Genomic DNA, 19096 nt, shown 5'->3' with positions numbered 1-19096 from the left:
CTTCAATGTGGTTCAGTATATTGCTCATAATTCTGTGTCAAAAAACCTCTATGACATTCTTTTACCACAGAATGTTACTATTTTGGAGATGTCTAGTGAAATGCACTTCATATGCCATAGGCTCTAAGAATGCCGGGCTTCAACCAGCTAGTACAGCACGGCGTAAATAAGCCACCCATTTGAAATGTCTCAAACCCTTGCAAACAATTAATTACGAATTACGAATTACGAATTACGAATTACGAATTACGAATTCCGCCTTGCGGTACTAGCTGTCCGGGAAGGACAGGTGCAGGATGACACAGCCGGTGAGAAAAATAACTAACGCGCAAAACGAAACATCTTTAAAAGCGATCGCCTCCTGGTTCCAGTTTCTTAGCACCCCAAAATCTACAACTGTCCGGCAATAATACTTAATACAGAACGATCGCTATGCTAAAAAAAGTGGTGGATAGGTATAGCTATCTGCGTTTGTAACCAAAGGAAGGGATCGAACAATTTCACATTGGGCGATCGCCTTTTGTTCCCTAAACTAGGAGCCTTCATTATGACCCATCCAACCTACACACAGCAATCCCTTTGCCGCTATAACCTCCCTCGCCTCAAAAGAATCGCTGCCGAACTCGGCGTAACACCCACCGGAGACAAAAGAGCGGCTGAGACTTGGGTTAACGTAATCCTCAGCCACCAATCCACCCAGACTCACAAAGTCACCGACAACGAAGCCACACCCCAAGCCGAACTCGACTGGCGCTATGCCCTGATGCCTAATAAAAACTCTGATGAATTGTTCCACTTTCAGGAAAATCAAATTAAACCGCTTTCCCCACAGTAATTATTCTCAGAAATCAACGCAGAGATTGAGCTTTATCAACAACAGATAAATATTCTCAAGCAACAGTTAGCCGTATTAACCGGAGGTTTAAAAAATGCCTAAAACGATTGACAAAAGCTTTGAGCGTAGAGCCAATCATTTGCTGCGTTGTTGTTTGAATTTATCTACTGATCAATCTGAATTGGCTAGAAAATGATGTAATGACTGTGCGGAGTTTATACTTACGACTTTCGCTATCTCTGGCAATGATTTTCTTTTAATTTGTGACATTATTCCCAGATGTAAATATTTGAAGCACTCATAATTTCTTACTTCTTTAAACAGGTCTTTATACTCTGCACAATATTCATCTATGCTGGCAACTGTTGGGTGAGCATAAGACAGCCAAATGTTTCAAGATTTGTAATTCTACATCCATTGCCCTACTTACCTTTCAGGATTTTCTTTTTTTATTCTTTTATTCAGAATACCCGGAAAGTGACAGAAGAGGGGTATACCCCGTTTTCCGATGCAAAACTCCCCAAATGGTAAGGACTCTTTGCTCACAATCTTTTTAAAGTAAATATCATTGTTAATACTGAGGCGCTAGCAGTCATACTCAGCGAAACTAGAGAAAAGAAGTTTAAAGAAACAATACCTTCGCCAATTTACGAGTATTGGCATAGAGCAAACCTAGATAATAGATGCTTGTTTTTGTGTTATGGCAAAAACTAAGCCAATAAAATTCTGATGGTTTTTGTGATTTAGAGTTTATTGAGAATGAAATCCTTTTATTGAGATGATGCGCCCGCCTTGTTACATAGACTGGGCTATAAATTTCGGGCGAAGTCTAAGGTATTAAATGGTAAATAATAAGCGCCAAAAATTTCCTACTCGCTCATAATTCGGAACTTCTCTTAAGGTGAAGAGCGATCAATATCAGTAGACACATAGTTGCTATGAGTAACTATCTACAACCCTGGTTATTACGTTGGTTCTGGTTAACAGCTAACATGGTCTAAAACCAGACTCAGAGCGTGTTGCAAATTTTCGGACGAGTCTAGTAACTAACATAAAGGCTGAAACGCTGACAAATCAGTTCTTTTAGTTTACTTTATCCTGGTTGCAACTTCCATGACACTATCCCATTTTGTCGCCTCTTAAACCATCACAGGACAATGCATAATGGCTATTAATAACTCGAAACAGGTGCTTTTTGTTGACTCAACAGTTGAAAATTACCAAGATTTGGTAAACAACGTCACTTCGGGGATAGAAGTGGTTGTCCTTAATGGCAGTCGAGACGGCATTACCCAGATTACCGAAGCTTTAACAGGACGAGAGGGCATTACCAGTATCCAGATTATCTCTCACGGTGGTGAGGGAGAAATTCGATTGGGGACAACACTGCTCAACAGCGCCAATTTACAGGAGTATAGTCAGCAATTGCAGCAATGGCGCAAAGCTTTGACCGCAGAAGCTGATATTTTGCTGTTTGGGTGTAGTGTTGGTTCGGGTGTAGGCGAAGATTTTATTCGGGATCTCAGTGAAGTTACTGGAGCTGATGTTGCTGCTTCTACCGATGTTACGGGGAATGCCAAATTAGGGGGAGACTGGGATTTAGAGGTTCAGACGGGGAGTATTGAATCGAGTTTGGCGATTTCTGATGCAGATCAGCAGAGTTATACAAATGTCTTGGCTTTAAAAGCCGAGTATTACAATGATAAGGACAAAGATGTAGAAGGTTCTCTTTCTGATTACAAAGGCACGAATATTGTTGACAATATCAATTATAGTCAGAGCAACGATAATATTGCTTTTTTAGGTGGAAATGACGATAGAGGGATCAAGTGGACTGGTTATGTTTATGCACCTAATGCTGGAACTTACACTTTCTTTGCAGATATTGATGACGGTGTAGTTTTATATGTAAATGGACAAAAAATTATTAACCAATGGAACAATGCTACTGATGAATACTCCGGTAATATCTCTTTAACCGGAGGGCAATGGTATCCCATTGAGATGAAGTTTCAGAATGATGTGGGTGATTGGCGAGCAATTCTTTCTTGGTCTGGACCTAGTATTTCTAAACAAGTAATTCCTGCTGACAAATTTATTGTTCCGAATATTGTTCCTCCTCAGAAGGAACAATATTTAGCTGTTAACGACTCTGAAGTTAATTATTCTATTTTCGGCTACACCCTAAAATCTACTGGAGAGGAGATTTTTAAAAAGTCGTCTAATAATTATTATAAATTTGTACCCAATCCCTACCAAATTTGGGTGAATGCTTCCTCAACAACAGTCAAAGAAGGCGAGACAGTAAACTTTACCATTACATCTGATCGTGATGTTTCAGGAGAAGTAAAAGTTTTTTATAAAATCGAAACTATCTCTGGAGCAGATTCTAGCGATGTTAGCATTCCCCAGCCCCAGCCTCTATACTACGCCAAGCTTTCTGGTAATAGCGCCACAGTAAGGATCAATATTGTTGATGATCGGATTGGGGGAGAAAATGGAGAACAATTCAGATTAACTTTAGTACCTGATCCTCAATCATCTAATACTTATAGCATTAATACAAGCTCTACTACTGTAACCATCCAAGATAATGAACCCATTTTCGAACTACGTCAATCTTCGGGAACGACACAAGAAGGAGGTAGTAGTCCTAAATTTATACTCACAAATACTAATCCTGTTCGCACTAACAGAGATATAACATTTTACTATAAAATAGACTTAGATTCTGCATCTTACCCGAGAGCAGATTCGCAAGACTTTACTACTATATCCTCAAGTGTCGTTTTTCCTAGTGGGGTATACTCACAGGAATTTACGCTGCCAATTATCAATGATGATAAACTTTATGAGGGGCAAACGGAATATTTTCGGATCGTGGGAGTATATAGCCCTGAATATAGAGTAAATTATGACCTGGTGGACTATTCATTATTCGATAATGAACCTCAGATAAGTCTACAAAATTATCGTTCACAGACCCAAGAAGGCGCACCATTTAGCGGATCTGGAGATGGATTATTTCAGGTTAATTTTAGTCGAGCTACTCCTCAACAGTTTGATCTCCAACTATTCCTTGGAAGCCCATATAAGCCAGCAATTGCGGGTTCCTTTGTCGCCACAAAAAAAGGGTCGGATTACAAAATATACTATTACTTGCAGGCTGAAGGCTATCAAAATAGGAAGTATCTAATTCAAAATCCCGATTCTGATCCTTCAAATCTCAAGATCGATGTTCCTGCCGGTAATAAAAACTCAATTTTCATTGGCGTGGAACCCATTGATGATGATATTTATGACCCCGATGAAACTGTTACGCTCTCCCTTGTGAATCACGCAACAGGCTTAAATCAATATTACGGCATTCACCCTACACTAAATAGTGCGACAATAACCATTAAGGACAATGAACCTATTGTTTCTCTGGGTAATGTTGTTCATCCTCAAGAAGGATTTGGTTATGGCAGTACAATTATTGGGTTAGAACAGGCTTTAGAATTAAAGGGGACAAACTCGGTTAATGTTGCCAGCAAACCCAGCTTAGACCTCAGCAAAACGGGACAATTTACCCAAGAAGCTTGGATTTTTGCCAACTTTACCGATAATAACCGTCATGGAATTTTAGGTAACGGCACGACTGCTACCAGTTATGCCGGAATCTCTGTAATTAATCAAACCGGAATTGAAGTCGGTTTTGGTGATGGCACAAATTGGAATTCCTTCCAAGTTGACAACCTCCTCACCAAAAATAATTGGAATCATGTTGCCACTACCTTTGATGGCACAGAATACAGCCTTTATGTCAATGGCTTAAAGGTATCTTCAACTACTCAATTTCAAGGGAAAATTCCCACCAATGCTTCCAGTTTTGATATTGGCAAAGTTGGCACAAATACCTTTATTGGGGCAATAGATGAAGTTCGTCTCTGGAATGTTGCCCGCACCTCTGCTCAGATTAACCAAAACTTAATCACCGACTTGCAAGGCAATGAAAAGGGATTAATTGGTTATTGGCAGTTTAACAATAATACTCAAGATAAAACCGCTAACCAAAATCATGGCATTGCTAGTTACACACTTAACTACATCAAAAATCCTGCCACCCAGATTGGTTATGTAGATGTAACTTTGGATAAAGATGTCACTGCTCCCCAAGGTTTGTGGATTGCATATAGCTTGGGAGGAACTGCTACAAGTGGACAAGATTATTGGAGTTCTCAGATTCGCAAAGTATCCAGTGATCCTAATAGCCAACTTAAGGGCATTGTTGTTCCTCAAGGCGAAAGAAGCGGCAGAATTTACTTCACGGCTTTACCCGATGGCATTTCTGAATCTGATGAGACAATTCAAGTCACACTAATGGGTTATGATTTTGACCGCGAAACTAGAACCTATGATCAAAACGCTTCTAACTATGGGATCGATCCTAATAATAGTTCCCGTACTTTAACCATTCAAGATAACCAAGCATTCCAATATGGTGTCGTCATCCTCAATGAATTTAATGAGGTTGTCAATGCTAGTAATCCTCTCTCGGTGAAGAATGGTAGCACTACCTTTAACATTAAGCTTGCCAGTCAACCTAACTTTTCCACTAATATTTATATTAATCCTAATCCTAATTTAGGACAACTATATGAGGCATCTGTTGTATTCTATCCTGAAAATTGGAATATTCCTCAGACTGTAACTTTACCAAATATTCCAACTGCTCAGACACAACTCAAGATCAACGACAACAATACCCTCCGTCAAAATGTACCTCTTCTAACCGTTCCCCTAACTACTAACCCATCAGACAAAGTTCGGGTAACAGAAGGCAGTTTAACCGATGCCGTAGCCATCACCCCTGAAATCAGCATTATTAGGGGTGGGAATGCCAATGAAACTGATGCCGAAGGTGGACAATTTACGATTCGCCTCAAAAATCCTGCACCAGCAGCAGGGTTAACCGTAAATTACGCCGTTTCAGGAACTGCTACCCTCAATACTGACTATGCGATCGCTGGCCATGCGATCACAGCGATCGCAGGAGGATCTAAAGCTATTCAATTTGACGGCACAAATTATGTCAAGTTGCCTGCAAGTTCTAGTCTCAGTCTCAGTCAAACCAAAAAATTTACCTTAAGTGCTTGGATTAAACCTACCAGCAATGACACGACTGAGCGCAGTGTTTTTGGCAGTTTGACTAACGGGAACGAGTATCCGGCACTTCGGGTAGCAGGCAATATTCTGTGGTTTACCACTGGAGATATAAAGGCTTCAACAGCTAATGTCATCAAACAAAATGAGTGGAATCATATTGCCTATACTTTTGATGGCAGCACCTATCGCGCTTATGTGAACGGGGCGTTTGTTGGGTTACTCAAATCTACCCAAACTCATGTCTTTAACACTCAATCTTTAGCAATTGGTAGTGCGAACGGCGGCTCTAACTTTATCGGTGCGATCGACGATGTGCAGATTTGGAATAAGGTTCTAAGTGAAGCAGAAATCAAAAATGGTTTGACAACCGAATTGCAAGGCAATGAGGTTGGATTAGTTGGTAATTGGCAGTTTAATAATAATACCGAAGATAGTTCGCTTAACAAAAATAATGGGAGTTATCAAACTACTGCGAATCCAGTTAGCTATATTAATACTCAAGTAGGTTCGATTACCATCGCCCCTGGAGAAATAGAAGCTACCATTGCGATCGCACCTATTATTGATTCCAAAGTCGAAGGCAATGAAACTGTTAGCATTACTCTCCAAAGCAGCACAGGCTACAACATAAAAAGTGGCGTTGGTAATGCCACCCTGACTTTAGTTGATAGTGATGTCGCTGGGGTGCAACTCTCCAATATTCAGGTTATCACCAATAGCACCACCCAAGCTCAAAATACAACGTTTTCTGGGACTTTTAGCCCCTTAATTACCGAAGAAAAACGGCTGACGACTGCCATTCAATTTGATAGCACAAATTATGTCAAGTTGCCTGCAAGTTCTAGTCTCAGTCTCAGTCAAACTAAGAAATTTACCTTAAGTGCTTGGATTAAACCTACCACCAATGACACGATTGAGCGTAGTGTTTTTGGCAGTTTGGTGAACGATAAGGAGTATCCTGGACTTCGGGTGGCAGGCAATACCCTGTGGTTTACCACTGGAGATATAAAGGTCTCAACAGCTAATGTCATCAAACAAAATGAGTGGAATCATATTGCCTATACTTTTGATGGCAGCACCTATCGCGCTTATGTAAATGGGGTGTCGGTTGGGTTTTTTAACTCTACCCTAACTCATGTCTTTAACACTCAATCTTTAGCAATTGGTAGTGCGAACGGCGGCTCTAACTTTATCGGTGCGATCGACGATGTGCGGATTTGGAATAAGGTTCTGAGTGAAGCAGACATCAAAAATGGTTTGACAACCCAATTGCAAGGCAATGAAGCTGGATTGATTGGTAATTGGCAGTTTAATAACAATACCGAAGATAGTTCGCTCAACAAAAATAATGGCGCTTATCAAACTACTGCAAATCCAGTTACCTATACCTATATCCAAGGACAAGTAGGGACATTTACTGAATCTGCTTTTGGACTGCGCCTCTCTAGCAAGCCATCTGATAATGTTACCATTGCCTTTTCTGGACTTGATGCTACCGAAGGAACGTTATCTAAATCCTCTGTTATCTTCACCCCTGCAAATTGGCATCAGTATCAAACCGTCACCGTAACAGGGGTAGATGATGTTGAAAAAGATGGCGATATTACTTATTTGGTGATTGGGACGACCAGCAGCGATGATAAACAATATCAAAACAAAAAGATTCCCATTCAGATTACCAATCTTGATAATGAAAAACAAATTCTTAAGACTGCCGAAGAAGTCAACACTGCATTAGGTGGAGATCCCAATCAAGTTAATACAACTCTCCCCTTAGCTACGATTAAAGTCCTCAATGCCACCGCGATTGAAGTAGATAAGTTAACAGGCAGCGCGATCGCACCACAAATTGAAATTAACCTAGATAAACCCGCCGGAAATAATGGGGCTTTAGTCAGCTTTGATTTAGCTGGAGGAAGTGCCATCTATGCTCAGGACATCAACACCCTACAAAATATTTTCATCGAAAAAACGGGAACAAATAATCCCTTTAATGGCATTAATGTGGGCGAGAATAGCCGTCCTACCTTTGCAGACATTGACCAAGATGGAGATTTGGATCTGTTTGTTGGCACAGGAAAAGGGCTGATCAAATTCTACAAAAACCAAGGAAGTGTAAGTAATCCCCTCTACAGTGAACAAACAGAAGTTAATAATCCGTTAAATAATGTTGATGTCGGCTCGAATGCGGCTCCAGCTTTTGTGGATATTGATGGAGATGGAGACTTAGACGTTTTTGTTGGCACGGGAGTTGGTACAGTCTCCTACTACAAAAACTTCGGCACAGTCACCAGTCCCCAGTTTCAACAGCTAACGGGTGGCGGTAATCCCTTAGAGGAGTTTAGAACAGCCATTTATTTCTCCGTTTATCCCACTTTTGGGGATATTGATGGAAATGGAACCCAAGACGCGATTCTCGGAACTACCAATACCTATACTTACTTGGCAAGCGAGGTAAATAGGACTCAATTATACTTCAATTACGGATCAAAAACCTCTCCTAATTTTACTTTAAATAATTCTTATTATACTTACCAGTTGCCAACTATAGGGGTGACGACTCTCTCCGATCTCGATTTTGATGGGGATCTCGATCTGCTTTCTGGATCTTTGGATTATCATTCTGGCCGTTTTGATGGCAAGATCCAAACCTCCCTTAAGAATGGCGGAAGATACCAAACACTTTCCGGTGATGCTAACCCCTTCAAAGATATTGCTGTAAAGAGCAATAGCATCCCCGCCCCAATCTTAGTCAATCTGGATGGGGATATTGACCAAGATCTCGTTATCGGTGGTGCAGATGGCACCCTCAAATATTATCAACAGGTGCAAGCCGTCAAAATTGCCCCTGGAGAAACTAAAGCCACTATTACGCTACAAACTCTGCCAGACAATATAGACGAAGATGATGAAACAATTCAAGTCAACCTGCGGGCTGGAGATGGTTATCGCATTGATGCCACCAAATCCACTGCTATTGTTACCCTACAGGATGATAGTGATACTGTAGGAATCACCATTACTAAGCCTAGTAGTTCAACTACATCTGAAGGCGGTTCATTCCTCAACTATTCGATCCAACTCAATAGTCAACCCACAAAAACAGTTAAAGTCTCCCTCGGTACAACTGATAGCAGTGAAGGACAACTAAAGAGTCAGTCTAGCGATTTATCATCAGTCAGCGTTCTAAATTTAGAATTTACTCCCGACAACTGGAATAAGCCTCAAGCTTTTACTGTGGTGGGACAAAATGATGCAATTGATGATGATAATATTGACTATAAAATTATCTCCACAATTAACAGCCAAGATGCCAAATATGATGGCTTAAAAGTTGAATCGCTGTTCTTAACGAATACAGACGATGACAACTTTGGACTGGTAATCACCGAACCTGGACAAACCAGCGAAGGACGCACTAATATTTATGGTGTTCGCCTCAAGAGTCAACCCACAGGAGAAGTGCGGGTAACATTAACCCCCAGTGACGATCAAATCCAATTCAATCAAAAAAGTGCGGGTAAGCCAATCACCCTCACCTTTAATGCGAAAACCTGGAATCTAGAACAATCGGTGCAAGTGTTGGCGGTTGATGATGCGGTGGTTGAATATTTCCACAGCAGTCAGATTAAAATCACAACAGAAAGTGGCAAGGTTCTTTATGGAGAACTCGACGATGCTACCAATGGCATTTCCAGTCAAGCGACAGATTTAGGAACTCTCAAGGAAACCCTAACCTTACGCGATTTAGCGATCGGCACATCAAAGGATCAAGATTGGTATCAATTCACTCTTCCCGACACAGGAACTGTTGCTGATTATGTCCAGATAAACTTTAATAATGCCGTGGGCGATCTTGATATGAAGCTCTACAAAGCTTCCGATCTCACCAACTATATTAGCAAATCATCTTCCGATACAAACAATAGCGAGAAACTTGATTTTAATGGTTTAGCCCCAGGTAAATATTACATCCAAGTTTATGGATTTAATGGGACAACTAATCCCAATTACACGCTCACATTGACCAATGAAGACTCGAAATACAACAATTTCACTGGTCTGACCAAAGATGTTTATATCGTAGATAACGACTTACCAACAGCTAAAATTATTGCCGGCCCCTCAGCTTCTGAACTATTCGGACAACCCAGTTACTTTAGCGTTTCTCTAAGTAATCCTGCCCCGCGCAATTCCCTCAGTCAAAATGGGATTGCAGTTAACTATCGTTTGGTGGGGGGAACTGCTAGTAATGGCAATGATTATCAACTGATTTCACCCACTGGCACTGTACTGATTGCCCCCGGAAATATTCAAAATAACCTGCTGATTGTTCCTATTGATGACAAGTTAGCGGAAGGACTTAATCTCAAAGTTACGGGCAGAACTGTAGGCGCAGCCAGCAATAACCAAACTCAGATGACTTTGACGGTTGAGACAACCCTAGCAGCATCGGCAATTCTCAATCAAGGCGCGAAATTAAAGTTCGCTAAAGGTGTAATTGGGGAAGTTATCAGTTCCGTTACGCTAAATCCGATCAGCACAGGTAGCAATATTTACCGCACTACTGTCTTGGTTAATCTCAATACCTTTGATGTCAATTCAGTGCAGGTTAACTCTCTGGCTAAAGTTGCAGAAGAAACCGTAACGGTGGAATTGCTGGCAGGCGATGGCTATACTCTTGATAACAATAACAAAATTGCGAACATAGCGATCGCAGATGATGATGTTCCTGGTGTACGAGTAGTAGAAGTAGGATATACTACCGTTGCTGGAGAAAGTGAAGCCGCACAATTTGAAGTTTCCCTGCTAAGTGAACCCACCCAAGATGTCAAAATCCGCTTAACTCCGGGTGCAGAAGTTGAGTTTGTTAATCCTGTTAACCCAACTACAGTTAAGGTTAAAAAGGAAGTTTACACACTCAATAGTTTCAGCAGTGACTTTCTTGATGTCAAACTCAATGGTTTAGTCCCCACTAACAAAGGCGATGCACTTACCTTCGATGTGCAGCTAAAAAAACAACCCTTTGAAATCGTCACTGTCACCCTAACTGATGGTTTTGAAACCGCCAGCCAAGCTACCACTCCCGTTACACTAACTTTTACCCCAGATAACTGGAATCAACCACAACAAAGCGTGGTGGTGTCCTATTTAGATCGCAACAGCATTGGTAACTATCAAATTAATGCCCAACTGAAGTTCGATCCTAAACAAACCGTCAAATTCGACATCAGTGATAATAGTGGCGATAAATATGCGATCGCCTCCAGTGAAGTTCTAGATATTAAGCTTCTGACTGCGACTCCTACAGAACAAGGTAACAATAATTTTGCCGTTAAACTCAACAACAAACCATTAGATAACGTCACTGTTACTTTGGCGGATGGTTTTGAAACCACAGGGAAACCCACCACCACAAAAAGCCTTACCTTTACGACTACAGATTGGAATACTGCCCAAAATGTCACTCTGGCTAACCTCGATAAAAACAGCAGTGATGACTATCAAATTAAAGTGGATGTCACAGGGAATGTTGTCACCAATACCCCCCTCAATTTGGGCATCACTCATAGCCAGATTGAAATTAACAAACAAACCACTGAACTAACCTTTAAACCTGAAGATTGGTACAAACTCCAACCCATTGCCGTTAAAGGTAGTGACGATAACTTCTCAGAACCAAATCTCTATCATGTCAGTAATATTGACTATCAAGTTACTAGCGTCGATAGCGGTTATAACAACTTCTTTGTTCCCCAACAAACTGTTTTTGTTGTTGATCGGATTCTCTCGCCTCAAGAAACCTCTTCTACCCTCAAAGAAGGCTTAGGCTTGCTGCAAGAGAGTCTTGGTAGTCTCACAGTGCCGATTTTAGGCGGATTAGATGATATTGCCCCCGATTTGATAGGTGAATTCTCTGGAAAACTTACCAGTGCGATCGCTAAAGAAGAAAACCTCACGGCAATTAGACTTAAAGAGATTATCGAAGGCATTCTCGGCACACTTGGGGCAAAATCTTTTGATGTGGAGGTAGAGGTAAATGAGGATGAAGTCACAGTCGATCTGGACTTAAGTAAAACTTACGATCTCTTCAAACTCTCTCTGGATGGCAATAATTTAGGACTTCCGGCTTTAGGTATTAGTCTGACCACCAAAGGGGAATTAGTTTCGACTTTTGACTATAACTTATCGCTCGGTTTTGGTTTAAGCAAAGACTTCGGCTTCTTTATTGATACCAAAAAAACAGGTTTTCATGCCGGGATTGATGTTGGCTTATCTCAAGACTTCACTGGACAAGGAAACCTCAGTTTTCTCCGTCTAGACTTTAACAACGATCCAAACAATCTTTCTAAACTCTCTTTCACAGTTGATGCCAAACTCAAAGATTTAGATAATCATCCAGGAATTCGATTCTTTGATGTTAATGGCAATGGCATACTTGATACTGCCCCCTTCTCCTTTGATTTGAATAAGAATGGCACGATTGAAACCACCGAACAAAATCTCAAAGAACCTTTTACCCAGATTAGTGCTGCGGGAACTTATACCGAACTGAAACCCCTTGCTAACGATCCACTTGATGTCAATAAAGATGGTAAGTTCAATCAAGCCAAATACCAGAAACAAGAAGGAATCTATCGTACTGCCACCAATGCAACAACTGGGGCAAATACCTATTACTTTGATGTCAACCGCAATGGCAAATTAGATAAAGATGCTACAGGCAAGGCTCTCGAACCATCTACTATAAATGCGAGTCTTTTTAATACCGAGTTTTTGTTGAAAAAGACTGCGCCAATGGCTGCGATCGGCACAGTGGCAGTTCCCGAATCTTACATCGACTTTAACAATAACAACATCCTAGATGTCGGGGAAAAAGTCAATAAGGCATGGGATAAAAACAATGACCTGAAACTGAATGCAGACATCAATGAAATTGGAGAAGGGAAATTTATTAATGATGTCAGTATTGCCTTCAGAGACACTAACAATAATAAGCAATACGATAGCGCCGAAAAGTATATCTATTCTGAGTTTAATCCCTTAGAAATAGATGATGAAGCCAAGAGTGAAGATGGCACTTATATCGATGTCGATCAAGATGGCATTTATGCCCCGGACACTTGGGATGTCAAAATCCTCACTGCTCAAAATAATGGTCAGCAAACTTATTTTCTAGATATCAATCGCAATGGAATTCTGGATAAATATGAACCTCAGTCCACCTCTAGTTTTGACACCTTAGAGATTCCTGGTAGTGATGAAACTGTTACCATTGTCGATCCGCTAAAACCTGAAGATAGGAAAAATGCACTCATCACCTTAAAGATTCTCGGTACTGGTGTGGATCGTTACATCGATCAAAATAATGATGGGGTTTATGTAGAAGCAAATGACACCTTAATCAATACGAAGGTTGATTTACCCGATGAAATCGCCAAGCGAGCCGGAATTAAGGCGAGCGATCCTTTAGTAAAGATTACCTTAAAAGATATTTTCCGCATTTCCGACATCGACACTAGCATTACTTTCTTGGATGTAGATGGGGATAAAAAGCTCGATATTGGCATTGCAGGAAACCCAGACATTTATAAATTTGAGCCTAAATTGTGGGTACAAGATAGCAAACGCTTTGTTGATCTAGATTTTAATGGGGAATTAACCCTGAATCAACAAAATTTTAATGGGCAATTGACTCTAAATAAACAGGATTTTAATGGGCAATTCATCCTGAATAAACAGGGCGCTCCCATCGAACCCTTTGCAGATGTTAGTAATGAATTCTTAGTAGAGGCACTTGAACCCGCAACTGGGTCAATTGTCAAGTTGCGTGATGATGGCGATCGCCTGACGATTGCAGAACTGAAAAACTTCAAAAATGACCCCAGTCTCAGCTTCAATGACCTGATTAAATACGAATTTGCGGGGAATGCCAATTTAGGACTCAACACTAAAACCAGTATCGAGGGTAATCCTGCATTCCCCTCTATTGCCTTTGATCTATCACTCAATCTGCCACTATACAACTATGGCAATCAAGAACAAGCGCAGAAACAGGGGCTATCTGTTGACTTCAACAATGTAGAACTAGACTTTGGTAGTTTCCTAACTAATTTTATCAGACCGATTATGGCGGCAACAGATAAAATTCTCGATCCAATTAAACCGATAGTTGAACTGTTGAATGCCGATACAAAATTACTCTCTTACCTCAAACTGGATAGTGTTTTCAATGCCGATGGGAAACCTGGAATTTCCCTGCTTGATATTGCCAAGACTTTAGCTCCTCTGAGTTCTGATCCTAAAACTAAGGAGAAAATTGACAAGGCAATTAAATTTGCCGATACCCTCACCCAAATCATCGAGATTGTTGATTCATTAAACAAATTACCAACAAATGAATCTATTATCCTAGATATGGGTAGCCACTCTCTCAGCGATTTCAAGGCAGCGAGTAGCCAACAAAAAGATGCTACAGCAGCCATCAAAGTTCCTGATACTGGCGCTGCAACTGTCACTGGCACGGGGACTACAGTCACTACAAAACAACCTACCACAAATCCAACGGCTCAAGCAGGTAAAACCACCCAATCTAGTATCCTTTCCAAGCTTCAAAAACTAGAAGGGTTGCAGTTTCCGATTCTGAGTAATCCTGTAACAATTCTGCGGTTGCTTTTGGGTGAAAAAGATGTGGATTTAGTCAAGTACGACATCCCTGATTTTGAGTTTGCCTTCGACATCAAATCAACAACTCTCATTGCCCCGCCCCTGCCTCTACTCGCAGTGGTGGAGGGAAATTTTACTGCCAAAACCGATCTTTCCGTTGGCTACGATACTCATGGATTGGAAGCTTGGGAAGATGAGGACTTTGCCCTAGACGAAATTTACAAAGTTTTCGATGGGTTTTATGTAGACGATTTAGGTGCAGACGGTAAAGAAAAGCCTGAATTGCTTGTAAACGGAAATATCAAAGCTGGACTAGCTGCTACTGCTTTGATTATTACAGCGACTGTGGAAGGAGGAATTGGCGGAAAAATCAGCCTCGATCTGGTGGATGAAGGCGAACTAAACGGCACCAGTGATGGCAAGATTCGCGGCTCAGAAATTATTTCTCGTCTCGATACGCCTTTAGAACTGTTTAATCTCAATGGGTTAATTGAAGCTTTCTTAGGGGCAAAAGTTGAGGTGGGGATAGGAGCTTTATCATCGACCGTATGGGAGACAAATTTTGCTAAATTTAAACTAGCTGAGTTTAATGTTGGGGCATCGGGTAATAGTTTCAGTAGCGATTTAAGTGGCAAAGCAGTAGATGGCTTTATTGCTGGCGGAACGGTCTTCCTAGATGCCAACCTCAACGGTGTTGCCGATGATGGAGAACCTGTCACTGTCACGAACCGTAACGGGCAGTTTAAGTTAGTCATTCCCAATGCTACGTTCGCACAATTCGACACCAACCAAGATGGCATAATCAACCTCAATGAGGGACGATTAGCAATGATTGGGGGGATTGATTCGGGTTCAGAATTGCCCTTTGAAGGGATTCTAACTGCTCCTGTGGGTTCATCAACCATTACTCCTTTTACCAGCTTAGTGGAACGCATTGGTCGTCAACTCGCTGCCAACTCCAATGGTAACGATCCCGCCCAAGCCGCGAAGGATTTGATCCTGCACAAATGGCATATCTCAGGGTTATCTTTATATCCAAAACTCCAAGCTTATGGTACTGAAACAGTTTTCATCATTAACCCTGATGGAAGTCAGTATGCCTATGAGGGTGATCGAGAAGAGCTTGACCCTACCACTACTTTGATCACAGATGATCGTGCTGAATTTGAATTGAGTTTATCTGCCCTACTTCATCCACCTGCTCTTGATATTAATCCTGATACAGGTGAGTATGAACAATTTGAATATCCCCAAAATCTTGATGAAGCATCGAAAACCTACCTGATTGGGGCGCAGGTACAACTTATCAGTGAGCAGCTTGCAGCTTTTACGGGTAAACCGATCAATCAAATTATTGATAAGATTGCCGATCACTTTATCCAAAATCAAGACGTTGATTTAACCAGCATTGGCTATATTGTCAACGATCTCGCGCCAGAATTATCAGATAATCTCAAATTTGCTGCCAAATTAGCAGTTGATGGTGCAGTTACTGCTCTTACCGAAACAGCCGTTGACTATGGTTTTCCTAGCAAAACTTACAACATTTACGACCAGATATTCCGCATTAATGGCAAGTTTGGAGCAGTTGCTCAAGGGTTACAGGATCTGCTCGGTCAAATTCGTCGCAATGAGTTACAGATCACCGTTGACGAATTTAACAACACTTTTACCACAAGAGCGTTGACAACGCAATTTAATAACAGTCCCTACAAAGCTGAAAATGTCTTTCCACCCTATACAGCCGACTTCAGCCGCACCATTACCGAAGATACGAACTATACCTTCGCTGTTGCTGACTTCCCCTTTACCAAAGGCGATACCGATGACACTCTAAAATCGATAATTATTGAAACTGAACCACTACTAGGGTTACTGAAACTCGGTAATCAGGAAATTACGGGAAATACTGAAGTTTCAGTAGAAGACATTGCCGCAGGTTTGCTCACTTATACGCCCTATGAGAATTTATTTGGTACGCCTTTCGATCGCTTTAGCTTCCGCGTCACCGATGGCAAATTCTTCTCAGACGAAATTCACAACGTTACCTTTGAAGTCACAGGGATAAATGATGCGCCAGTAGTCAGCAAAAATACAGGATTCGTCCTAGAAGTTGGCACTACTAAAACTATTAGCCGCGATATCCTCCGTGCTACCGACTCTGAAAGCCCCGATGGAAACCTGAAGTTTACGCTCAAGGCGTTACCCCAGTCTGGGCTGGTCAAATTGAATGGCGTAGATATTAACGTTGGGGATACATTCACTCAAGATGATATAGACAATGAAAAAGTGATCTATGTCCAAAATGGGACTCGCCTTGCTGCTGATAGCTTATCTTTAGAAGTTAGCGATCCAGAAGGGGCTAAGGTTGATACGCTCACGGTTGCGCTTACAGTACAAAATCCACCGACAATTACTGCCATCGACCCACAGATTACAAATGAAGATACTGCAACAGCGATCGCCTTTACTATCGGGGATGTTGAAACTGCGATCGCTAATCTGACAATTACCGTAACTTCTTCAAATCAGACTTTGTTACCTGATAATAATTTAATATTAAGTGGCATAGGTAGCGATCGCACTTTACTCGCCACACCCGCTGCGAATCTATCAGGAACTGCCATAATTACGTTGATAGTGAATGATGGCACAGATGCGAGTCAAACTCAATTTGAGATTACAGTCAATCCTATCAACGATGTACCTACTCTACAAAATCCGATCGCTGCTCAAATAGCAAAACAAGATACAGCTTTCAGCTTTACTTTTGATGCCAACACCTTCATTGATGTAGATCCAGGAGATAATCTTACTTACTCAGCCACGTTAAAAGATGGCAGTAATCTACCTAACTGGCTGAAATTTAATCCAGATACTCGCACATTTAGCGGTACACCAACTAATGCTGATGTCAGTATTCTCAATATAAAACTGATAGCAACCGATACATCAGCAAAAACAGTCAATGCTAATTTTGCCTTAAAGGTAGAAAACGTAAATGATGCCCCGACTCTACAAAATGCGATCGCCGATCAAATAGCCAAAGAAGACACAGTTTTCAGCTTTACTTTTGATACCAATACCTTCATTGATGTAGATGCAGGTGACAATCTTACTTACTCAGCTACCCTAAAAGATGGTAGTAATCTACCTAGTTGGCTGAAATTTAATGCAGTTACGCGCACCTTCAGAGGTACACCAACTAACGCAGATTTCGGAAATTTAACAATTGAGTTACGAGCTAAAGATAATAATGGTGTAAGTGCCACTGATACCTTTGCCTTAGCTGTCGAACACAATAACGGCACGCCGAGCTTCAAGCTTTCAAAAATTGCGGATGATATCTTCAAAATCTCTAATAACAGTGGCAAATCAAAACTTAAAGTCACGCTCACAGAAAGCAGTTCTAATCTTGTTAATGAACTGGGAGTGTTTACCGTTGACGATGCTCAAGGTAACATCAATGGTATTGCACCAGGAGCAGCAGGTTACACCCAAGCAGCTTTAGAGCGCAGTCAGGTAATTTTATCTGCGATCGCCAATCCTCCCAATGGGTTTAATGCCAACAATCTGTCACATCTGCTGGAATTAAACTCTAGTGATAACTTGAGGTTTTACTTGGTCAAAAATAGCTCAATTGATGCTGTACGCGCTGGAGTAACTCCACTCACAGAGATCCTATTTTCTGATCCTTTAACACAAAAGATTACAGATTTGGGTGCTGATCAGTTCTCCCTCGCTTGGAAGGATAGCTCTGGTAATAGCACTGCTGACTTCAAGGATATGGTGGTAAAGATTCAGCCCACAAATGACCCACTACCTCTGGGTACAAGTCTGCAAGGAAAACCCCAAGGAGAAGTGATTGATTTGCGCGGTGTGACAAGTCAGGTAAAAGCTAATTTTGTGGTCAACAGAGAAGCGGCTTTCAATAATTTCATCGGCTTCTATCAAGTGACTGATGAAAATGGTGGGATTGATACTAACGGAGATGGTAAAGCCGATATTCTCACCGGACAGGCAGGTTATACTGAAGCCGCAATTCGTGGGCGTGTTGCCGGAATTGATCTGACAGTTAACAACCAAGGTACGGCAACTTATACAGGAACTTTCCAACCTGGTTCCATCTTTGCACCATTTATTATTGCTAATGGTAGCCCTGATGCTTTACTTGATAGCAATCCCAATAACAATCCAGCAGTTTACTTCCCATTCTTAGGAGCTAATACTGATAAAGTCGATCACATTCGCTTGTTAGGGAATAACGTCTTTGGCTTTGAGGATTTAGCAAATGGTGGGGACGAAGATTTCAACGATGTGATTGTAGGAGTTACATTACAGTAGATTGCAGGTAAATGAGGTACAGTATAACAAGTATATCAAGAGTTTTTCCCCCTGCTCCCTGCTAAGAGCTCCCCTGCTTTGGACGGTGGATTGAGTTGATCC

Annotated in this window: 2 protein-coding genes and 1 pseudogene; 2 read left to right on the top strand and 1 reads right to left on the bottom strand. The window is 41.3% G+C overall.

Annotated elements, in window-relative coordinates:
• Positions 1-547 precede the first annotated feature (547 nt).
• Positions 548-835, top strand: a complete 288-nt coding sequence (locus V7K27_RS00555) for a hypothetical protein (RefSeq protein WP_334943290.1) — start codon at positions 548-550, stop codon at positions 833-835.
• 174 nt (positions 836-1009) lie between these two features.
• Here V7K27_RS00555 and V7K27_RS00550 read toward each other — a convergent pair.
• Positions 1010-1253: pseudogene (locus V7K27_RS00550) on the bottom strand (IS701 family transposase); the annotation flags it as partial.
• Positions 1254-1999: 746 nt separating this feature from the next.
• On the opposite strand from V7K27_RS00550, the gene V7K27_RS00545 reads away from it, so the two are divergent.
• Positions 2000-18994: a LamG-like jellyroll fold domain-containing protein gene (locus tag V7K27_RS00545; RefSeq protein ID WP_334943288.1), complete on the top strand. Its 16995-nt coding sequence runs from the start codon at positions 2000-2002 to the stop codon at positions 18992-18994.
• Positions 18995-19096 lie beyond the last annotated feature (102 nt).

Source organism: Nostoc sp., from assembly GCF_036919575.1.
Lineage (GTDB): Bacteria > Cyanobacteriota > Cyanobacteriia > Cyanobacteriales > Nostocaceae > Nostoc.
Note: the sequence above shows the minus strand (reverse complement) of the source record. Positions and strands in the feature narration are given on the sequence as shown.

Excerpts from the sequence above, each read along its gene's own strand:
- V7K27_RS00545 (WP_334943288.1), top strand. The coding sequence starts at position 2,000 with ATGGCTATTAATAACTCGAAACAGGTGCTTTTTGTTGACTCAACAGTT.
- V7K27_RS00555 (WP_334943290.1), top strand. The coding sequence starts at position 548 with ATGACCCATCCAACCTACACACAGCAATCCCTTTGCCGCTATAACCTC.